Origin of the sequence: Aeoliella sp. (assembly GCF_965227375.1) — a bacterium.
GTDB lineage: Bacteria > Planctomycetota > Planctomycetia > Pirellulales > Lacipirellulaceae > Aeoliella.
This window is the reverse complement of the sequence record NZ_CBDDFX010000002.1, coordinates 1,019,788-1,041,424: the sequence shown is the minus strand read 5'-3', so window position 1 is coordinate 1,041,424 and position 21,637 is coordinate 1,019,788. Positions and strand designations below refer to the sequence as shown.

Genomic DNA, 21,637 nt, shown 5'->3' with positions numbered 1-21,637 from the left:
AATCCAAACTCTGGACGCTAGCGTTGCAAATGAAGAGACTGCTGGCAGCAATAGAGTTCGGCTAGATCTGCTCTAGCCGCAAACTTGATCCATGATCCAGCGATTCACGTCTGCCAGCATGCTGGTTGTCAGGTCGTCGTCGCCTGGGTACTGCCGCAGCGAGACACCGCAACCAGCGGAGTGCAGCATTCGCAGGTCGTGGCAAACCGTCGGCTCTGGATAGCCCTCGAATTCGCGTGCCGAAGCGAGAAAGAAGGGCAGGGTACGGAGACGATTCACATTGCGGAGAACACTATGCCGACGCGGCAGGCATCCATTGATTGACGCGACGCCAGCAAATTGCTCTGGCGACTGCATGGCCAAACGCATGGCCATGGTGCCTCCCTCGGCATGGCCAACCAGGAAGATTCGGTCGGTGTTGATGTTGAACTGAGCGTGGGCCAACTGCACCGCTTCGCTAACTGCATTATCCGCGGAGCAAATGGCCGAGGGCTGCTGAACCCAACGGTAGCCACGAGCGTTGTGGTGGCACTCGTGCGAACCGCGGGGAGCGACCGCCACGAAGTTCTGCATGCTCAAGTGTTGCATGATCTGCGGCAGATGGCGCTCGTTGCCACCCGTCTCGTGCAACCAAACCACCAAGGGATAGGAGTACCCCGCCTCGTAGTTGAGCGGCAAGAACGTGGAGATCGGAGCATCGAACGCCGATCGCGCTCGAGGCTTTTTCAGCGCAGTGCCGAAACCACCTTCGGGCGGTGTGGGGATAATCTTATTCCAGGGATGATTGCTTGCAGCGTGGCCGGCAAGGCGATGCATGATAGAGATTCTCGACGGTGCTAAGAGGGATGAGCAACACGCGTTCAACGGGTGGGGATCGCTCACCAACAACGACCGCTCCCACTGGGGCAGATTGGGGAGCGATGCTTCCCCCGTTGTTCAGCTGGGGGAAGCGGTTGCGAGCGATACTCGGGATGGGTTAGCTGCTAGTGGATTCGTTTCCTCTCGTCCAGTCCTCCACGACACTGGTGTTTCAGTCCAACCGCCTGCCAATTTTAGAGTTACTTTATCGAGCAAGAATCAGGATTACACAAGCTAGTCTTGCGCGACGAACATGACTCTAATCGAACTGCCTACAGAATGTCAACGCCGCCTCGAACACGGCGATGCTAGCAGCCAAATTCGACCATTTGGCGGTAAAAACATCAGACCAGTTTTGCCATGGCGCTGACTAACTCTTTAACCGCGGCGACACTGTTTTGGAACGCGGCCGACTCCGAATCTGTCAATTTCAATTCCACAATTCGTTCAACGCCAGCGGTTCCCAACACGACGGGAACTCCCACATAGTACCCACCAACGCCGTACTCTTTGTCGCAGTAGGCGGCACATGGGATCAGTCGCTTCTTGTCGCGAACAATTGCCTCGACCATCTGCGCGGTTGCGCCGGCTGGTGCGTAATAGGCGCTGCCAGTTTTCAACAGACCGACAATCTCGGCACCGCCTTTGCGGGTGCGGTCGACGATTTCTTCCAATCGCGCCGGGTCGATCAGTTGAGTAACCGGAATACCGCCCACCGTGGTGCAGCTCGGCAGTGGCACCATGGTGTCGCCGTGGCCACCCATCAAGAGGGCGCTGATGTCTTCCACGCTGACGCCAAGTTCCATGGCGAGGAACGTTCGGTAACGTGCAGTGTCCAACACCCCCGCCTGACCGATCACGCGCTGCGGCGGGAAATCCGTAACTTGCAGGGCTCGTTGCACCATGGCGTCTAGCGGGTTGCTGACCACAATGATCACTGCGTCGGGACTCGTGGTTTTGACCTCTTCGCAAACGGCCGTCATGATCTTGGCATTCGTAGCTAGCAGATCGTCGCGGCTCATGCCCGGCTTGCGAGGCAAACCCGCGGTAATCACCACCACGTCGCTACCTGCGGTGTCGGCGTAGTCGTTGGTGCCAATCACAGTGGAGTCGAACCCGAAAATGGGGGACGACTGCATCAGGTCCAGGGCTTTTCCCTTGGGCATGTCGGCGAAATCGCCCGGAATATCGAGCAATACGATATCGCCCAGTTCGGCTGCAGCGCACCAATGTGCACAAGTGGCGCCTACATTACCCGCTCCGACAATCGTGATCTTAGCCCGACGCATATGCCCTGTCCTCCAACTCTCTGAAACTCGAACCGCTGGCTAGCAATGGTTGCTTGCCGACCTACATGTTGAGTATCTGCGCCGGTGGCTTACCCCGCAAGTAGCCTCCAGGTGGGGGTTGCATTGCTGGCGCGCTGCGTGTGCAGCATCGCACACCGCTTGCGGCAAGGCCGATCTGGACAAGCGTTTGCTGATTCACTAACGTCTGCCGCCCTTACTGGTGGCTTTTCGCGCCTTCGCGGCGTGCACGCAGGCATCCTCATTCGTACATGGCTTCCGTTTCCCCCTCCATCTCGAACTGGCTTCGACGCGGCCAGGAACTCATTCTGCCGCTGGCGTTCATCGCCAGCGTGCTGGTGATCATGGTGCCCCTGCCGCCGGCGCTGATGGACGTACTGCTAGCCGGCAACATCACCGTGGCGGTGATCGTGCTGCTGACGACGATCTACGTCCGCACACCGCTCGACTTCAGTATCTTTCCATCGCTGCTCTTGGCCACCACGCTCGCGCGATTGGTGCTCAATGTGGCCACCACACGACTCATCCTCACCCGCGCAGGTAGCGACAAACTCGAAGCCGCCGGTGGGGTGATCAATGCGTTCGCCGACTTCGTCGCTGGCGGGGCGGGCGATGGCAAGATCGTCGTGGGCCTGATTATCTTCATCATCATTGTGGTGATTCAGTTTGTGGTGATCACCAAAGGCGCCACACGTATTAGTGAAGTTGCGGCTCGTTTTGCGCTCGACGGTATGCCCGGCAAGCAGATGGCTATCGACGCCGACCTGAACGCCGGCATCATCGACGAGAAGGAAGCCCAACAGCGCCGCGAGGAAATCACCCAACAGGCCGACTTCTATGGAGCCATGGACGGTGCCAGTAAGTTCGTCCGCGGCGATGCCATAGCCGGCATCGTGATCACGGTGATCAACATCGTGGGCGGTCTGGTGATTGGCATGGTGGAACTTCACATGTCGCTGTCCGAAGCCGGTAGCCTGTTCACTCGACTCACGATTGGCGACGGCCTGGTAAGCCAGGTGCCCGCGTTCCTCATTTCGCTGGCGGCCGGTTTGCTCGTGACGCGAAGCACGCAGAAGTCGAACATGCCGCAGCAGTTCCTTGACCAACTCTTCTCCCGCCCGCAGGCGATGGCCGTGGCGGGAGGGTTCCTGGCGGTGCTGGTGTTTACCAGCTTGCCACGCATTCCGCTTCTGGGACTCGGCGCGGCCTGCCTTGGTATGTCGCAGATGCTCTTCAAACGCGAGAAAGCCCAACAAGTCAAGCAAGCAGAGGCGGCCGAGGCCAAGGCCGTCGAGAAAAAGGAAGAACGCGTCGAGGACTTCCTGGCGGTCGACCCCATGGAGATCGAACTCGGCGTCGGCCTGATCCGCCTGGCCGATCCCAACCGCGGCGGCGACTTGCTGGACCGCGTGGGGCGTGTACGCAACAACGTGGCGTCCGAAATTGGGCTGGTGATGCCCAAAGTCCGCATTCGCGACAACATGCGACTCGAACAGAACGACTATCGCATCAAAATCGCCGACATGCCGATCGAGCAGGCGAGCATCGAGCCGGGGCTGCTGCTGGCGATCGACTCGGGCATGACCTCGGGCAAGATCGACGGCATCGACACCAAGGATCCCGCGTTCGGCACCGACGCCCGTTGGATTCAACCCGGGCTGCAAGATCAGGCGGAACTGTATGGTTACACGGTGGTGGAGCCGGCCGCCGTGCTGGCGACGCACCTCACGGAAGTGTGCCGCCGCCACGCCGACGAGATCCTCACCCGCGACGCCACGAAGCACCTGATCGACGAACTCAAGAATGTTTCGCCCACGGTAGTCGACGAACTGATCCCCAGCACCATGTCGCTGGCCGAGGTGCAAACGATTCTGCAGATGTTGCTCCGCGAGCAGGTTGCGATTCGCCAGCTGGCGTTGATCCTCGAAACACTCGGCGACTACGCGCCGCGAACGAAGGATCCCATTCTGCTCACCGAGTACGTGCGACATCGGCTGGCGCGGCAGATTTGCACCCGCTATCGCGACAGTGAAAACCAACTGCACGTCGTGGCGCTCGATCCAGCCGTGGAAGATCGCATCCGCGCGGGCTCCGAACACAACGAGCGGGGACTCTTCATCCGCATGTCGCCTCAAGCGGTGGAAGCCACCTGCTTGCGGATCAAGCAAGAACTCGAAAAGCTGCTCACCGAGAACCACACCCCCGTCGTGCTGGTCAGCCCCCAGATTCGCGCAGCCGTGAAGCAACTGACCGAAAGCCACCTGCCGCAACTGGTCGTACTGAGCTTCAACGAGATCACTCGCGACACTAGCGTCGTGACGCATGGATTGGTAACCGACGTGGCACAACAACAAACTTAGACAATCCCTCACTCCACTGGCCGGGATAAACATGGAACTCAAATCGTTTCGCGCGAAGACACTGCAACAGGCGCTAGAGCTGGTGCGGCGTGAGTTTGGCAACGATGCTTCGGTGGTGCAGACTCGCGAAGTGAACCGCGGCCTCTTGAGCCGACTGGTGGCGGGGCGACAAGTCGAGGTAGTTGCCACGCCCGGCGAGCCGGCGCCAGCCGCCATCGCCGTTGAAGCCCCCGCCCGCACCCAGCAAGCAATTCCCGCGGTACACGAAGACCTCGACTTTCGCGCGCAATATCGGGCCAACTTGGATTCCGAATTGGCCAGCCAGATTGGCAGCCTGCATTCGATGGTCGAGCAGCTTTGTTCGTCTCAATCCGAGCCTCGCACCGGCGAGATGCCGCCCGGCTTGTTCGAGGCGTTCACCGATCTGATTGAAGCCGATGTCGACGAAGCGACCGCTCGTCAGCTAATCGATCAACTCACGGCCGAAGGCGGCGACCACGCCACGTCCGGCAAAGGGCGGTTGGTACGCGACTTGATCGAACGGCAGATTGCCACGTCGGGTCCAATTCAACTGACACCCGGCACACGACGTCTGGTGGCGCTGGTGGGACCCACCGGCGTCGGCAAGACTACCACTATTGCCAAGCTGGCGGCCAACTACCGCTTGCGCGAGAAGCAACGCGTCGGCCTGATCACCGTCGACACCTATCGCGTGGCAGCGGTCGAGCAACTTCGGACTTACGCAGACATCATCGATTTGCCCATGGAAGTGGTCGCCACACCCCGTGAGATGCGCGAGGCCGTGGCCCGCATGACCGAGCTCGATCTCGTGCTGCTCGACACCGCAGGTCGCAGCCCCAAGGACGAAGTGCAGATTCAAGAACTCAAATCGATGCTCGGCGAAGCCAACGCCGACGAAGTGCACCTGGTGCTTTCCACAACTACCGCAGGCAAGAGTCTGGTGAACACCGCCCGGCAGTTCGCCCAGGTGGGGGCCACTTCGCTGCTATTGACCAAACTGGACGAAGCGATGAGCCTCGGACATTTGCTCACGCTGCTGCGAGATTGCACACTACCGGTCAGCTACATCACGACCGGCCAGAATGTGCCGGACGACATTTCGGTAGCCGACTCTGGCACGTTGGCCGACATGATGCTCGGCGCCGCGGCCGTTTGCTAAGAATCTACAGTGGGGGCATCCTTAAGAGGTCCACAAGATGGACGATCAGGCCACCAAACTCCGTCAGTTGGTTCGCACGGTCCGGCACGCAGCCACTGTCGCCACCGGTCCGCCGCTGCTGATGGTCTACGCGCCAAGCGAGTCGCCCGACGCGATGCAGTTGCACTCGGCGATCGTCGAGGTGTGCACAATCCGCGGCCTCCGCCTGGCCACCAGTGGCGATGTCGACACCTCGCCTGACTCGGTAGACTGGCGACTGGTGCAGGTTGTCGGCGACTATCAGGTCGACGACCACGAACACTGGAATCGCGCTTCGGCACTGATTGTCGCGGTGCATGGCGACGACGAGTCGGTGGTCGAATGCTACAAGCGGCTGAAGATTGCCCATCAACACACACCGCTGCCCCCGATGGAATTGGTCGTCCTCAGCACAGAGCCAGAGGGCACTGAACAAGCAGCAGAACGACTCGCACAGACATGCCAGCGATTCCTGCTGTGCAGCATTGCCGGGCGGACTATTCTCCGCGGCGCAGCGGAGAGCAATCCTGATGCTATCGCTACTCTCGTCGAGCGGTTGTTGATGATGGCGCCGATAGCATCCAGCGATCTTCACAGTCCTATTGCAGCGCACCAGCAATAATGGCTATAAGCCCCTGTCGCTTTTGCACACTAGGTGCTCCGCGACGTGCCTCACCGCGAGGCTCCTTTTCACCGAGCGATATTTGCTCACGATACTCCTCTGCCGCACCGATGTGCGAACTCCATGATGCCAGACCTGCGCAAGCATAACGAACGATCTTCGCAGATTGGCTCAACTCCGACTCCTCCCATGCCGATAAACACCGACATAGCCATCTCGCGCTTGCGTGGAACAAGATGGCGCAATTGGACGGACTTTAACGGCACCTCAGGGTGGATTCATGGGTCGAGCCTACGCTGGTGTACTTGGCTACCTGGCCGCGGCAGTAACCCTTGCACGCGGCGTGATCGCCAGCGGTGGAGTCGAGGGCACCATGCTTTCGGCCATCGCCGCGATGGCAATCTTCGCCGTGATCGGCTTTGTGCTGGGCACGATTGCCCAAACCACGGTCGATCAAGCGGTTCGGCAACAGTTCGAATCGCAAGTGCAAGCCGACTCATCAACACCGGCAAGCTAAAGCCACGCCGAGTCATCCAATACTATCCAACTCCCAATCTCATATCCTAAACCGTCACGCGCCACACGAGGTGGCGCGTTAGTGGAATCACGGAGGATCGAATGGCCACGACGACCACCGCATCGAAGGAAGAAATCGCCGAGGTCTGGACGCAGTTCAAAGCCGACCCAGACAACAAGATGCTGCGAAATCGCTTGGTGGAGAATTACCTGCCGCTGGTGAAGTACAACGGCGAACGCATTTGGTCGCGACTTCCAGATGGAGTGGACCTGGACGATCTGATCTCGGCTGGCGTGTTCGGACTGATGGACGCTATCAACGCGTTCGACATGAGCCGCGGCGTGAAGTTCGAAACCTACTGCGTGCCACGTATTCGCGGTGCGATGCTCGACGAACTCCGCACCATGGACTGGGTTCCTCGCTTGGTTCGTAGCAAGGCCAGCAAGCTGAACGAAGCGGTCAAGCAACTCGAAGCACGCCTCGGTCGTTCGCCCAACGAGAATGAACTCGCCGAGCAGATGGGCATCAGCGTCAAGGAACTCGAAAAGCTCATCACCGACGCCAACGCGGTGAACCTGGTAAGCCTGAACAAGAAGTGGTACGAGACTGACAGCTACAAGGACGTCCGCGAGATCGACATTCTTGAAGACAAGAAGGGCGAGGATCCCACCAAGCGGATCCAGAAGTCCGACCTAATGCGACTGGTGACCAAAGGCCTCAACCGCAACGAGCGCCTGATCATCATCCTCTACTACTACGAAGAGCTGACGATGAAGGAAATCGGCGCCACGCTCGACCTCTCTGAGAGTCGCGTGAGCCAGATGCACAGCGCCATCGTCAACCGTCTGCAAGGCCAACTCGGCCGCCGCCGCCCTGAATTCGGCGCCACTGCGTAAAGCACCAGACAACGCAAAACCGAAAATGCCGCCACGCGAATCGCGTGGCGGCATTCTTTGTGTTTACACCCGCAGCTCTTCCACGCCGGCGCCAGCCCCGTACTTCTGGCGGATTGGTTCGACCACGTCGGCCAGGAATGCGTCGACCTGCTGCGGCGCGCGGCCGACAAGCGTTTGGGCATCGATCGGAGTATCCAGGTCAGCTGCGGAGAACATCTCATCCTGCTTCAGACGCTGTATGAGGTCGTTTTCCTTCCCTTCTTTCTTTACTGCGTCAGCCGCTGCTTTGGCATGCTGCCTGATCTTCTCATGCAGTTCCTGACGATCCCCACCAGCAGTGGCAGCCTGCATCATGAAGTTCTCGGTAGCCATATACGGCAACTCTTCGTTCAGGTGCTTGGCAACCACATTCGGGTACACCACTAGACCGCTCGCTACGTTGTGATAAATCGATAGTATTGCGTCCACGGCCATAAACGCTTGCGGTAGCGTCAAGCGACGATTGGCGCTGTCGTCCAAGGTCCTTTCCATCCATTGCGTAGCGTGTGTGTCGGCGCCGCTCGATTCCAGACTCATGGCAAAGCGGGCTATACCGCAGATACGCTCGCTGCGCATCGGATTGCGCTTGTAGGGCATCGCGGAAGAGCCAACTTGCTTCTCTTCAAAGGGCTCCTCCAACTCCTTGCGATGCGCCAGGATGCGAATGTCGGTGGCCGCCTTGTGGCAACTGGCCGCGATGCCCGAAAGGGTGCTGAGGATTTGATGATCGACCTTCCGCGGGTAGGTTTGCCCGGTGACCGCGTAGATGTTCTCGAATCCCATTTTCTCCGCTACCAGCTTCTCCAGCTTGACGACCTTCTCATGATCGTCGTCGAAAAGCTCCAGGAAGCTGGCCTGCGTGCCTGTGGTTCCCTTGGTGCTACGAGCGGCAAGCGTCGCTAGTCGATGCTCCACCTCTTCAAGATCGAGCACCAAGTCGTAAGCCCACAGTGTGGCTCGTTTGCCAACAGTGGTCGGTTGAGCCGGTTGCAGGTGCGTGAAGCCGAGCGTGGCCAAGTCGCGGTGCTCGGCGGCGAATGTGCCCAGGGCGTCGATCACCGACACTAGACGGCCGCGGACTAATTCGAGCGACTCGCGAATCAGAATCAGATCGGTGTTGTCGACTACGAAGTTGCTGGTCGCTCCCAGATGAATAATGCCCCCCGCTCGCAAGCATTGGTCTTTGTAGACATGAATGTGAGCTGACACATCATGCCGTAGTTTTTTCTCGTAGCTGGCAGCGGCGACAAAGTCAACGTCGTCCACCTTGGCCCGCAGTTCGTCGAGCTGTGCCTCGGCGATTGGCAGGCCTAATTCCGCCTGAGCCTCGGCCAGCGCGACCCACAGTCGCCGCCACGTGCTGAATTTCTTCTGGTCGCCCCAGATCGAAGCCATCTGCCGCGAAGCGTAACGGGTGATCAGGGGGTTGGAATAGAGTTCGTGATTCATGGGTTGCTGTTATTTGTAAGTGCTGACGGGTCTTGATTGAGTGGCCGGCGAAGGCCTGTATCTTCTAGGACAAGGGCGAATCCAGGCACGGTTCCAGGGCGATCTTTGTCACTGTGATTCGTGTAACGAGCCACCAACAAGGGAATCGGTTCGCCGACTTCGAATTTGGCGGTGTCGGTGGACTGCAACGAAAGATCGTAGTCTGGGAAACCTCTGAACTCGGGTACTCTGAAACCACCGCCCATTTGCTGCTCGCCGTTAATTGCAAGCCACCACCCTCTTCCCTGTGAGTCTAATCCAGAGCAATGAGTGATAGCGAGGTCCACGAGAAGTTCGCCAGAATGTTCTACAGGCCGTGGCATGGTTTGCGATTGCAGGCGCCCCCGTGGGTAACTCTCGGCGACAGGGGCCTTGAAGTCGCCGTTCTCGGGTATGCTGTAAGCGAGAAAATGGACTTGGTACTGACGCTCAGGCGGAAGGTAGACTCTCCAGCGCCAGCGCAGAGTGTTATGCAGAGGATCGGGAATCGCAACCGCGTGCGGTTTCTTGGGATCCTCGATGCTTAGCTGGCCGATGTATTTCGCATTTTCCGCGGCGAGCAGGTTGGCTTTGGATTCAGTCTCCAGCAACTGCCGGCGAGACACGTACAATGCAGCCACGGCTGCCACCAGTCCGGTGAACAGTAGGAAGTTCTTCAGGGAGTAGCGGATTGCTTGTGGCACTGTCCTTACATATTAGTCAGATCATCTTCGCTGCGACTACCAACAATCGCATCGAGCGCCGCGCCAACGGCTCGAGCTTCGTCGGGCGTGTGGTTTTTCCGCAAATAGATGCGGCACGCGCGGTGGGCGATGGGCAGTTGGGCGAACAGTTGGTCGTCGGTCAGCGGGTAGACCTTGTCGGTCGACGGGTTGTATTGGAAGTTCTGTCCCGCGGTGGCCGCCAGGGCGTCGGGGCGGTAGATGTGTCGCGGCAGGTCGATTTGCATCTCGATCTCCTGCATTGCCGCGGGCAACTTGCTGCGAATGGCCTGCTCGAGAATGCCGGAGTCGCTGAACACGCTGGCTGCTTCGCTATCGCCTTCTTTGATGGTCTGATTGCGGTCTTCGACGGTGATCCAGTCGACCTGCCGCTCCAGCAGTCTGTCCCACCGATGGCCGAGGTCGCGCACCCGCGGGTTATCCGACTTGCTCCACCGCGAGACGTCGATCAGCAGCGACCATTCGGTGAACTGCTGGTAGTCGTCCAGGTACAAAAGCGGATCGCCTGGGAACAGGAGATCGCGGCTATCGCGGAACAAATCCCCCAGCGTCTTGTCGATCGCCCTCACGGTGCGATGGAAGTAAACCGAACGGAACAATTCGCTCTTCGTTTGCATGAACTTGACCAGCGCATTCATGCCTTTCTGGTGAATGGTGAGGCCACGCTCGCTGAAGAAGCTGTATCGGAGCAGTCGATCGAGATCGTACGCGCGATTGCTGTAGCCCGACATGTAGGCGTCGCGCATCACGAAGTCCATGTTGTCGACCGTGTACAAACCGCAGAACAGGCTGCGTAGCAGCACCAGCCACCGCGGATGCTGGTCGGCGTCGTTGGTTTTGGGCCGCTGGATGAGCATGGCCACCTGCTGCGGATCCAGCCGCTCGCCTTCGGCCATGCGGCTGTTGGGGCACTCGCGGATTCCGGCGATCAACTGGCCCAGTTGGTCGGTGATGATCCGCGCGCCGAGCGTTTCATGCGTCAGCCCGTAGTCCTTCAGGAAGTGGGCGTCGAAAAAGTGCCCAAACGGCCCATGCCCGACGTCGTGCAGAAGTGCGGCGACGCGGGTGAGGCACTCGACGTACCCGCGGCTGGGAACATCGCCACCGCAGGTGTCCTCCAAGCTGTCGTACAGTCGCTCGATCACGCGACTGGCCATGTGCATCGCGCCGACGATGTGCTGAAACCGCGTATGCTCGGCCGACGGATAGACCCACCACGCGGTCTGCAGTTGGTGAATCTGCCGCATCCGCTGGACCCACGGATGGTCGAGCAACGTCCGCTCGGCCACTTCGCCCTCGGGTACTACCGAGAGGAACGGGATGTACCCATGGATAGGGTCGTGACACAAACTTTCGCGCTGCAGATCCTTCATAAGCCATATTGTGGCGTATGAAGGTTGGGGTTGGATAGCCCCGCAGATTCTTGCCGCGAAGACACAAGCGCGGGGCGACTACTCGTCACCGTCTTCGTTACGCACCACCAATTGCACCGCCACGGCGATGGCTAGCGCCGCGATGTTGACCATCCATACCGCCAGCACGAAAATGCCGATGCCACGGACCACCGCTTCGCCGGCTGGGTCGTCGATGGCGGACAAGAGTCCCATCAGGCCGAACAACACGGCAACCAGCATGGGCAGGAGCAGCGCCGGCACGAGCAGCCAGCGGATGGTGGGCAGCAGATTCATGGGGGCGGGCCTCGGGTGCGGAATATTTTGCCTACTGACGTCCGAGTCTATCATAATCGGCCCTGGTCGCGAAAACCTGCACAATCGGTGCGGCCCGCCCCGCAAACGAGTTCCGGTGGTATTCTGTGGTTTGACCCCCCGCGACGGTGGGCGAGAATAAAGCATCCCCTCCGTCCCTCGGGGCGTGCCCAGTTTCCTAACCCCAAGTCCACCGTGCCACTCCGCCTGCTAACGCTCGCCCTGCTACTGTCGGCCTCGCCGGCGTGGAGCGCCATCATTCAACTGAACGATGGCAGGGTGCTCACCGGCAAAGTGGTCCAAGTGGCAGGCGTGGCCGAGGACCCCACCGACCCCAACCCGCTGGCGGGCGAGGTGAAGGTAACGCCCATTCTGATCGTCGACGACGGACTGCGGCGGACCTACGTCGCCACGCGCGACCTTCAGCCGACGCCGCCAACCGAAGAAGAGAAGACGGTCAGGTTCCGCCTGTGGCAAAACGTGGCCGACCACGGTGGCTACCTGGCCAGCGTAGGACCGCGGCTCGGCGCCGAACCGTGGGACCCGTTCGGACGCCGGACGTTCCACATGCAATCGCCCGATGGTCCGCTGTCGATCATCCAGGGCATCACGGAAATCACTCCGCTGTATGTTCGCATCGAAGGGCTCACCGGGGCACGGCGCCCAGTGCAGTGGGACATGCGGCTGGCGACCAGCTCGGTTCCTCGCGATCAGCTTACGGCCATGCTGCACCAGCTGATCGACGACAACGACTACGAAGGGCGGCTGCAGATCGTGCAGCTCTACCTGCAGGCCAAACGCTACCCCGAGGCAAGCAAGGAACTCCAAGAAGTACTGGCCGACTTCCCGGATCGCGACGAACTCAAGGACAACCTTCGCCAATTGCGACAGCTGGCCGCCAGAAGCATCTTGAAGGAGTTGGAGATGCGACGCCAGGCGGGGCAAGACAATCTGGTGCAGACGCTGCTGCCGAATTTCCCCGCCGAAGAAGTCGCTGGCGAGACATTGCAGCAGGTGCGTCAGGTGCTCAACGAGTACGAGCAACTGGCCGCCCGGCGCGAGTTGTACTTCACCCGACTCGAAGAAGAAGTCGGCAAGATCGAAGACGCCGGGCACGCCGAGTTGGCCAAGGTGTTCATGGAGGAAGTGAAGAGCGACTTGTCCTATAGCACGCTCGATCGCGGCGCTGCATTCCTGCAATTGGTGAACGACGACACACTGACGCCGGAAGACAAAGTGTCCCTGGCGATGAGCGGCTGGCTGCTGGGAGCAACGGAAGCCACCGACAATTTCGCAGTGGCGTCGTCGCTAATGCAGGTGCGCAACAAAGTGCTCGAGTACCTGCGCGAGGAACAAGCCGCTCGTCGAGCGCAAATCCTGGCGGAGATTCGCGACCTGGAAGGGGGCACGCCCGAGCGTGTGGCACAGATTCTGAAGCTGGTGAAACCGCCCCAGCCCGTGCCCGAAGGGGCCCAGCGCGGCGTGCGGTACTACGAGATTGGTGTGGAACTCGCGCCACCCAGCGGCCCGGTTCGCTACCTCGTGCAACTGCCTCCCGACTACGATCCATTGCGGAGCTATCCCACGATCCTCACGCTCAATGGCCACGGCTATCGTCCCGAGCTTCAACTCGACTACTGGGCCGGCGGTGAGCATCCTACCGTGGGGCGCATCGGGCATGCGATGCGGCATGGCTACATAGTAATCGCCTTGGACTGGATGGAGCCGCACCAGGCCGACTACGAGTACACGCTCCGCGAGCACCAGGCAGTGCTCGGCACGCTACGCGACGCCATGCGGCGATTCTCGATCGACACCGATCGCGTGTTCCTGACGGGCCATGGGGCAGGGGGGGATGCGGCCTGGGATATTGGCCTGTCGCACCCCGACATGTGGGCCGGCGTGATTCCGTTCCTTGCCAGGGCCGACAAGTACGTCAAGCACTACCGCGACCACGCCAAGTACGTCGATTGGTACTTCGTCGATGGCGAACTCGATGGAGACAACATCGAGCACAATGCCACGCAATACGACCTCTACCTGCGGCCAAGCATCCCCGCCACGCTGGTGGAGTACCGAGGACGCGGGTACGAGCCCTACCAGGACGAGATCCTGCGACTGTTTGATTGGATGAATCGTCGCAAGCGCCGACCACCGCCCAAAGAGATCGAGTGCCGCAGCATGCGGCCATGGGACAACTTCTTCTGGTGGATCGAGCTGGAGGGTTTGCCAGAGCATTCGATGGTCGATCCGGCCGTCTGGTCTTTGAAGCGGCGGAAGAGGGCGACACAAATTCGCGGCCGCGAATACGACAACAATAAGCTCGCCGTGTTCCATCAGGCGGAGCGAACCACCGTGTGGCTGAGCCCCGAGATCATCGATTTCGACAAGCCCATCCAGGTAGAACTCAACGGCCGGCGGATCGGCCCTCGCGATCGCATGGTACGCCCCGACCTGGGAGTACTGCTGGAAGACGCCCGCACCCGCGGCGACCGCCAACGCCCGTACTGGGCGAAGATCACCTCGCCGTAGCCGCTTACGTAGGCCGTAACAAGCTTGTGCAGTTACGGCGCGCGGTTCCTGCCAAAACGAGCGCGGAGCTTGTCACAGGTACCAGGCTCAGTTCTCGCCCTTGTTCAGCAACACACCCGTGATGAGCCAGCCGTCTTCGTCGGCGCGAATGCTCCGGCCCGAAGGACCGAAGTAGCGGCGAGCCAGCTCGAAGCTGGGCAGGTTGCTGCCGTCGAGTTTTTGCTTGCGGAGCAACTGGTTCTTCTGATCCTCGGGCGGGGTCAACAGTTCGTTGAGTAGGCGAGCGAAGAACGACTCGCCTTGCGGCAAACGGTTTTCGCGCAACAACGCGTAGGTCGGGCGGAGCGTTTCGTCGGTGCGAGTGAACGACCAACTGCACTCCTTATTCGGCGCCAGGCTCGACAGAGCAGCCGCCACGGCCTTGTAGTCGTAACTGTTGGCCAACGACTCGTTCTCGGCCGCTTGCTTAAACGCCAGACGCAAGAACTCCACGTCGGAGGCGATGAACAACTGGCCGCCATCGACGCACACTGCTGAACGAGTGAGCAATCGCTCTTCTTCCTCCTCCACGGCGTCCGGGGGCAACAACCCACCATCCTGCAGACCGTCGAGGTCGAATACCTCTTCTTCCTCGGGCTGAAACTCCCAGACGTCGCGATTTTCCATCGGCTTCAAGATGTAGTCGTCCTTCTCCAGGTACTTGCCGAGCGCAGCCTTAAGCGTCTCTTCCTTGTTGGGTTTGACCTCTATCGCGACCAGGAACCGCTCGCTATCGGTGTTGATCGGCAGCGTGTAGTCGGTCATCGCACAAATGCGGGACCCCAGGCAGGCGATGATCTCGTTGCGGAAGTCAATCTCCGGGCCGAACGGATCTTCTTTGAACCGCTTCATCGCGGTCTCGAATGCCCCTTCGTAGCCGGCGATCATCGTGTCGAACAGCGTGCCAAAGTTGTCGAACGCGTTTAACAGATCGATGTTGACCGTCGAGTAGCGAGCGATCATCCGCGGTGTCCACCCGTGCAAATCGAGTGGCGCGCGGTTGGGTGTTTGAAAGATGTTCATCGCCAGGCGGTAACGCTTGCCGTCCGGCGCGCCCGGCACTGGCGGGGCGTAGATGGCGGTGCGGTGGATGAAGTCGTACTTCGGATCGGCGGCCACCTGAACCAGCCCTCCGATGCCCTTCACGGCGTCGAATCCCTGCCCGCGAAGCTGCATTGCCCGATCCTCCCCTTCCCGCTGACGCGGGCGGATGGTGCGCAGGGCATCGACCAGCGGGAACGGCTGGATGTACCAGCGAATGTCGGCGCTACCAGTCGCTTCGTTGTGACACTTGCCCATCACAGCCGTGTAGGCTTCGGAAGAGCCCAAGTCGTCCTGTGGCGCGGCAACCAAACGGCCAGCCAGTTCGGCCACGGCATTGCTGTTGTCGGCAACGCACAACAGGTCGTCATGAACAAAGTATGCAGCGGTGCGCGCCTGGTCGTCGTCCTGCGGCGGGATGTCGTACTTGGTGATGGCTACGCCCGCGGTGTCCTGTGTCGACTTCTTCGCTTTGAGTTCCAGCAGGTACTTGTCAATCTTCGCGATCACTGCATCACGCTCGGCTGCTTTGCCCGTGGTGTCGACCAACAGCACCGACGCGGCGCGTCCCTGCTGTCGAGCGACAATGGCCCAAGCCATTTCGCCACCGGCGGCCGCCTTGAGATCATCCAGCGAAATGCCCACGCGGTTCTTGATGTCGCCCAACCGCTCGGGAATGGTCTCTTTCAGATGGTCGATGAATGGCTTGAGGCTTGGGTCCTGCGCGAACTGCCCGACTTGCGTGCGATCGAACTTATCTTCCAGCTGCACTGGGTCGGCAATGCTGACATAAGCGACCGTTGTCGCTGGCAGCAACTTTTCGCTGTTGGGAACCGCCGCGTGCAAGTCGCACGCCGTTGAGATTAAGAGGCAAGCGCTTACTAATGTCGTACCAATGGTGATCGCTCGATTCACGTTCGAACCCCTCCCGCCGAATTGGGTTGCTCCGCTCACCGGGATGCCGCTTCCCGATGCTCTGTTCCTGGTAGGCGAAGACGACTGAACGCCGCGATCCATATAGACCTCCGCCTCTTCATTTATTTCGGCTGATAGCTGCTGAAAGATTGCCATTTCTCTACGAATCGCGCTGGGTTAACCGGATTACCTGGTTCCACCATCCTCCGACACGACGCCGCCATGGTAAGGTGCCCAATATAGCGTAACCATAGCGATTGCGGAATTCGTATTGCCCCGGCGGCCGCCCAGTCGCAATTAGCCCAGAATCTCCCGCCTGCGGGACAAATAGTCCCATACCACGTACCGGTCGAGATCGGTGCCGGCGGTAAAAAACACCCGCCCAGTGGTCGATTCTGCCAGCCGGTAGGCGAACCGGACATCCTCTTCGGTCTGCGACCAACTGGGTAGCAGAAACAGGTTGATCGTGATGCCCTCACGCTTGCATAAGAGTCCCTCGCGCAGCGTGGCCGCTTCGGTGCGGGGGTCGGGCGGGTAGAGCAGGTAGAGGACTTCCTGTTCGAAGTGTGCCGTCGGCAATCCGTCGGTGATCAGCACGACCTGACGGTTCGGCGTGTCCTGCGCGGCGAGCAGCCTGCGGGCGAGCGACAGCGAGTGCTGGATGTTCGTAAAGTGGGGCGGCACCATTTGCTCGCTGATGTCTTCGCGACTCATATCCAGCCCGAGTTGCACCACTGGGTTGCTGATCGTCACCGGCTTGGGCATCAGGTTCACCACTTTGCCCGGCTCGACGGTCTTGGCAAAGCTGTACATCTCGATGAACGATAAGTAGTCGCCCGGGTACTCACTCCGCAGCAGTCCCTGCAAGGCCAAGGCCATCCGCTTGACGTTGATGTACTGACCGTCGTAGCGCATCGAGCCGCTCATGTCCATCACAACACACGTGGCACACTTCGGTGTGTTGCGAGTCTTGTGAATTTCGATGTCCTCAGACTTCAGGCGCAGCGTCTTCTTTAGCTCGCTGCCTTGCTGCGATCCGTGGCGAAGTAGCGCGTTGGTAAAAGTTCCGACGACATCCATGTTCGCCACCGAATCGCCGAACTCGAACGGCTTGGTGCTGTGCAGTTCAACGGCACCTTCGCCGACGATGTCGCCCTGGTGACGCCCGGTGCGGGAGGCATCGATCTCGCTGAACAACCGCTCGAGCAACTTGCCTTGGAACACGCGATAGGCGTGCGGCGTCAGGCGGAACGTGCCACCCGACTGTTCGAGTCCTTGCCGCTCGGCCATCTCGCGCAGGTAGTCCTGAACTTGCTGCTGCAGTGCGCTCAATTGGCTCACGTCGCCCGGCTCGGCAAACTCGCTGAGCATCTCCAGGTCGATTATGCCAATCTGCGCCGTCTCGGCGGCTTCCTCCAGCTGGCGCAAGAGTTCGTCGATCTTCTCCAGCTCGTCCTTGACCTCCAACGCCTGCGGCACGGTCATTGTCTCGTGGCCGGTAAATTCGTACTTCGACGCGAGTTCGTCCACCTGGTACTTGTCGCCCAAGCGCTCGATCAGGTGCATCATCTGCCGGGCGAAGGGCGAGTTGTCGCCTTCGGCCGTGTACCACAGACGTTCCAAGTCGCGAAGTTGCTCCGTAAACACAGCTTGGTGGAATCGTTCGGCGTGCTCGCTGGGAGGCCGGGCGTCGGCGGCCGCGTTGGCAAACGCTTTGCGCGCCCGCTTCAGCACTTTGCGAGTTTCGTACTTGGCGAGAATCTTCCGCTTGCGCTCTTCAAGCATCGCGCGCAGCGCGTCGATGCTGGGCCCCAGGTTGGCGATTTGGCTGGGGTCGAGACGCACCGCGCGGGCGAGTTCCGCCTCGGTCAGCTCGCGCCGCTCGCCGAACATCAGCATGTGCTCGAAGGCACTGCTCACCAGGTCGGGCGGCGGTTCGGTGGGACTGGGGAACCGCACCGGGTCGTATTTCTGGTAGGTGTGGATCACACCCCCAAGCGATTTGCGGTTGGCCATATAGTTCCCGCGGTCCAGATTGCTTGTCCTACGCGGTTCGAATTATAGGCGCATCCCCATGCTGTCGTCCAATATGACGAAAATATAGCAACACCCTCGGAGGCACACTCGCCTCCACGACCACTCTACGTTGTCAGCCGTAGACGGCAGACTTCGCGGAAGTGGTGCCCATAGATCCACAGCCGTACCGCCAGGGCGAAGTGCTGGGGCCGCCGAGTGACGGTCCAACCCAACAACCGCCAGTAGTGAAAGCGGCCGCGGCTTACCACGCCCAAGCCCCACATGCTGCGCAGCAGTGTGGTGAATTGCGACCAACCGAACCGTGGCGGAGTGGCCGGCGGCTTGTAGTCGCTCAGGAATTGCTTCACCCGCTGATAGTAGGTCTCCGGCGAGTAGATCGTGTCCATAATCCGCCGGTAACCGCTCTTCAGGAGTTCGATGGGCATCTTGGTCAGCACGTTAGTCGAGCCATCGACGTTGTCGCCCGTCATGTTCGTCAGCACCCGCCCTTGGGCTTGCAGCGTTTCGTACAACCGGGTGCCGACCGGTGCTTGCAGCAGCCCCACCATCGCGGTAACGATACCGCTGCGCTGGATAAAGTCGATTTGCCGCTGGAAGATCGAAGCGGTGTCGGTATCGAAGCCAACGATAAAGCCCGCTTGAACCTGCAGGCCGGCGCGGTGCAGTTTGCGGACATCGGCCTCGAGATCTCGCTTACAGTTTTGCGCCTTGTTGCACTCCGAAAGGCCCACCTCGTCGGGCGTTTCGATGCCGACGAAGATCGTATCGAACCCGGCGTCCACCATCGCCTGCTGCAAAGGCTCGTCGTCCGCCAGGTTGATGGTCGACTCGGTGTACAGTGGCAGCGGGCGTTTGCCTTGACGCCAGGCGGTTACTTCGGGCAGCAGTTTGCGCACCTCGCGGCGGTTGCCAATCAAATTGTCGTCCACAAAGAACACCGCCCCGCGCCAACCGGCGTCGTACAGCGCGTCGAGTTCTGCAATCACTTGCCTCGGTTGCTTTGTGCGTGGCCGTTTTCCTAACAGAGCTGTGACGTTACAGAAATCGCAATCGTAGGGACAGCCTCGGCTGAATTGCAGACTCATCGAGGCGTAGTGCTTCATCTGAATCAGATCCCACCGCGGTGTAGGCGACGTGGTGAGATCGGGCTTCGCTTCGTTCTGGTATACCCGCTCCGCCTTGCCCGCCTCGAGTGCCTCGAGGAACGGGGGCAAAGTCACTTCGGCTTCGTTCAGCACCAGGTGATCGGCCGCGGCAAACAACTCCGGCTCACATGTGGCCATCGGCCCACCAACAATGGTCCGCACCCCCGACTCCTGGCAGCGATTGAGAATCTTTAGCGCCGACTCTTTCTGGATGGTCATTCCACCAATCCACACCGTGTCGGCCCACGCAAGATCGGTGTCGGATAGTGTGCCGACGTTCGTGTCGACGACTCGCAACTGCCACTCGCGCGGCAACATGGCGGCTACCGTGAGTAGTCCCAATGGCGGAAACGACGCTCGTTTACGCACGAAGCGCAGAGCGTATCGAAACGACCAGAACGTGTCGGGAAACTCGGGTGCTATGAGCAATGCTCGCATGGACTGTTCCTCAGGCGTGATCTTCCTTGCTGCCGTCCGTGCACATCGAGTTGAGTTGCATTCGAAGCGGCCAAACTTCGAGTCTACCGCTGCCTATGAAGTGGAGCGAGAGAGAATGGTTTGCCTTGTCAAGCGCGTTCAATCGCCAAGCGCCAACTCGCACACAACCTGTGTCGTCGACGCACAACACAACGGAACCTTGTGTTGCAAATCAGCACACTTGTCCCCTCGGCGTGAGAAGTCGCTGCAACTGCGCAAGGTGGGGGACTCGGCCCAGGAAAATCCGCGGTGAACACTCCAGCAACTTGCACCAGGTCCTTGCAATTATGGACGTGCGGGTCCCTGTTCGCATTTGCCGCTGCGCGCGGGTAGAATCGGACGTGTTTTCATCACGCTATCTGTTACGGAACCGCTGAAGATGCCCCCCGAATCCGATCCCGTCGCCCCGCTCCGCGCGGCCCTGGCCGTGACGCCCGACAACGCTCCCCTGCGCCGCCATCTGGCCGACACGCTGGCCAGCCTTGCGCGGTACGACGAAGCCGTGGACGAATATCGCAAGCTGCTGGAAGGTGCGTCCAGCGACGCGGACCTCGAGCTTGCTCTGGCCGATGCCTACTACCAGTCGGGCCGACCTAGTCAGGCGGCGGTGATTCTCGAATCGCTTGTCGATCGGCCCAGCCCGCCGGCCACCGCGTGCGTGCTGTACGCGCGGTTGCTGCTCGGTGAAGGGCATATCGAGGACGCAGTGGCGCGGTACAAGCAGGCGCTCGAGATCGATCCCGATGCGGCCGACGACGAACTCACCACGCGACTGGGCGTCTCGCCTGGCGGGTATCAGGAACCGCAAGACGAAGTATTCGAAGGTCGGGTACGCGGCCGCGCGGTAGGTGGCGACGACGAGTTCGACACCGAACTGGAACGCCCAAAAGTTCGCTTCGACAACGTGGGCGGCATGTCGCAGTTGAAGGAGGAAATCCGCGTCAAGATCATCTATCCGCTCGAGCACCCCGAGGTCTACAAGGCGTACGGCAAGTCGCTCGGCGGCGGCATCATGATGTACGGACCGCCCGGTTGCGGAAAGACTTACCTGGCCCGGGCGACCGCCGGCGAGATCGACGCAGGTTTCATCTCGATCGGCATCAACGACGTGTTGGACATGTGGATTGGCAACAGCGAGAAGCGATTGCACCAGGTGTTCGAGCAAGCACGCAGTAACGCCCCGTGCGTGCTGTTCTTCGACGAAGTCGACGCGTTGGGCGGCAAGCGATCCGACATGAACAGCGGCTCGGCCCGGCAATTGATCAATCAGTTCCTGGCGGAACTTGACGGCGCCGAACATTCCAACGACGGAGTCCTGGTGCTGGCCGCGACGAACGCACCGTGGCACGTCGACCCGGCATTCCGCCGACCGGGGCGGTTCGACCGCGTGCTGTTCGTCCCTCCGCCCGACGAGCCCGCCCGCGCCGACATTCTGAAGCTGCATTGCCAGGACAAACCGACGCGCGACATCGACTACAACTACCTGGCAAAAAAAACGCCCAAGTACTCAGGCGCCGACCTGAAGGCGATCCTCGACCTGGCGATCGAAGCGAAGCTCACCGAGTCGATCAAAAAAGGCGGTCCACCCCAGCCGATCACCGGCAAGGACCTACAACGAGCCGCCAAGTCGCACCGCCCAACAACCCAGGAGTGGTTCTCGTCGGCCCGCAACTACGCCCTCTACGCCAACCAAGGCGGTTTGTACGACGACGTGCTGAAGTGGTTGGAGAAGTAGAGT

Annotated in this window: 16 protein-coding genes; 7 read left to right on the top strand and 9 right to left on the bottom strand. The window is 60.3% G+C overall.

From position 1 onward, the window contains the following. Positions 1-72: 72 nt before the first annotated feature. Both ACQK2L_RS17305 and mdh read right to left on the bottom strand, forming a co-directional pair. On the bottom strand, positions 73-816 hold the full coding sequence (locus ACQK2L_RS17305) for an alpha/beta hydrolase (protein ID WP_425398285.1): 744 nt from the start codon (positions 814-816) through the stop codon (positions 73-75). Between the two features lie 386 nt (positions 817-1,202). After that, the gene (gene mdh, locus ACQK2L_RS17300) at positions 1,203-2,147 is read right to left on the bottom strand and encodes a malate dehydrogenase (RefSeq protein ID WP_425398284.1); all 945 of its coding nucleotides are present in this window, start codon (positions 2,145-2,147) and stop codon (positions 1,203-1,205) included. A 269-nt stretch (positions 2,148-2,416) separates the two neighbouring features. Here mdh and flhA point away from each other — a divergent pair, with 269 nt between their 5' ends. The 5 genes from flhA to ACQK2L_RS17275 all read left to right on the top strand — a co-directional run bounded on the left by flhA (position 2,417) and on the right by ACQK2L_RS17275 (position 7,758). Next, positions 2,417-4,525, top strand: a complete 2,109-nt coding sequence (gene flhA / locus ACQK2L_RS17295; protein WP_425398283.1) for a flagellar biosynthesis protein FlhA — start codon at positions 2,417-2,419, stop codon at positions 4,523-4,525. A gap of 31 nt (positions 4,526-4,556) precedes the next feature. Continuing rightward, the gene (gene flhF, locus ACQK2L_RS17290) at positions 4,557-5,705 is read left to right on the top strand and encodes a flagellar biosynthesis protein FlhF (RefSeq protein ID WP_425398282.1); all 1,149 of its coding nucleotides are present in this window, start codon (positions 4,557-4,559) and stop codon (positions 5,703-5,705) included. Positions 5,706-5,742: 37 nt separating this feature from the next. Then, on the top strand, positions 5,743-6,345 hold the full coding sequence (locus ACQK2L_RS17285) for a hypothetical protein (RefSeq protein ID WP_425398281.1): 603 nt from the start codon (positions 5,743-5,745) through the stop codon (positions 6,343-6,345). A gap of 280 nt (positions 6,346-6,625) precedes the next feature. Then, positions 6,626-6,862, top strand: coding sequence for a hypothetical protein (locus ACQK2L_RS17280; RefSeq protein WP_425398280.1), 237 nt, complete (start codon positions 6,626-6,628; stop codon positions 6,860-6,862). A 101-nt stretch (positions 6,863-6,963) separates the two neighbouring features. Then, positions 6,964-7,758 carry a FliA/WhiG family RNA polymerase sigma factor gene (locus tag ACQK2L_RS17275; RefSeq protein WP_425398279.1) on the top strand — a complete coding sequence of 265 codons (795 nt, stop codon included), beginning with the start codon at positions 6,964-6,966 and terminating at the stop codon, positions 7,756-7,758. 63 nt (positions 7,759-7,821) lie between these two features. Here ACQK2L_RS17275 and purB read toward each other — a convergent pair whose 3' ends face one another. The 4 genes from purB to ACQK2L_RS17255 all read right to left on the bottom strand — a co-directional run bounded on the left by purB (position 7,822) and on the right by ACQK2L_RS17255 (position 11,695). Then, positions 7,822-9,246: an adenylosuccinate lyase gene (purB, locus tag ACQK2L_RS17270; RefSeq protein WP_425398278.1), complete on the bottom strand. Its 1,425-nt coding sequence runs from the start codon at positions 9,244-9,246 to the stop codon at positions 7,822-7,824. Continuing rightward, positions 9,243-9,968, bottom strand: a complete 726-nt coding sequence (locus ACQK2L_RS17265; RefSeq protein WP_425398277.1) for a hypothetical protein — start codon at positions 9,966-9,968, stop codon at positions 9,243-9,245. The genes purB and ACQK2L_RS17265 overlap by 4 nt, the downstream gene beginning before the upstream one ends. Before the next feature lie 5 nt (positions 9,969-9,973). Then, the gene (locus ACQK2L_RS17260) at positions 9,974-11,380 is read right to left on the bottom strand and encodes an HD domain-containing protein (protein ID WP_425398276.1); all 1,407 of its coding nucleotides are present in this window, start codon (positions 11,378-11,380) and stop codon (positions 9,974-9,976) included. Between the two features lie 78 nt (positions 11,381-11,458). Next, positions 11,459-11,695 (bottom strand): hypothetical protein, encoded by a 237-nt coding sequence (locus ACQK2L_RS17255; RefSeq protein WP_425398275.1) that lies wholly within the window; start codon positions 11,693-11,695, stop codon positions 11,459-11,461. Positions 11,696-11,908: 213 nt separating this feature from the next. On the opposite strand from ACQK2L_RS17255, the gene ACQK2L_RS17250 reads away from it, so the two are divergent. Next, the gene (locus tag ACQK2L_RS17250; RefSeq protein ID WP_425398274.1) at positions 11,909-14,245 is read left to right on the top strand and encodes an alpha/beta hydrolase-fold protein; all 2,337 of its coding nucleotides are present in this window, start codon (positions 11,909-11,911) and stop codon (positions 14,243-14,245) included. A gap of 87 nt (positions 14,246-14,332) precedes the next feature. Here ACQK2L_RS17250 and ACQK2L_RS17245 read toward each other — a convergent pair whose 3' ends face one another. The 3 genes from ACQK2L_RS17245 to ACQK2L_RS17235 form a co-directional block, all read right to left on the bottom strand. Continuing rightward, the gene (locus ACQK2L_RS17245; RefSeq protein WP_425398273.1) at positions 14,333-16,240 is read right to left on the bottom strand and encodes a hypothetical protein; all 1,908 of its coding nucleotides are present in this window, start codon (positions 16,238-16,240) and stop codon (positions 14,333-14,335) included. Between the two features lie 297 nt (positions 16,241-16,537). After that, positions 16,538-18,256, bottom strand: coding sequence for a hypothetical protein (locus ACQK2L_RS17240; protein ID WP_425398272.1), 1,719 nt, complete (start codon positions 18,254-18,256; stop codon positions 16,538-16,540). A 125-nt stretch (positions 18,257-18,381) separates the two neighbouring features. Beyond that, positions 18,382-19,860 (bottom strand): B12-binding domain-containing radical SAM protein, encoded by a 1,479-nt coding sequence (locus tag ACQK2L_RS17235; protein ID WP_425398271.1) that lies wholly within the window; start codon positions 19,858-19,860, stop codon positions 18,382-18,384. Between the two features lie 418 nt (positions 19,861-20,278). Between ACQK2L_RS17235 and ACQK2L_RS17230 the strand changes: the two genes are divergently transcribed. Next, complete coding sequence (locus ACQK2L_RS17230) at positions 20,279-21,634, top strand: AAA family ATPase (RefSeq protein ID WP_425398270.1); 1,356 nt, start codon at positions 20,279-20,281, stop codon at positions 21,632-21,634. The last annotated feature ends 3 nt before the right edge of the window (positions 21,635-21,637 follow it).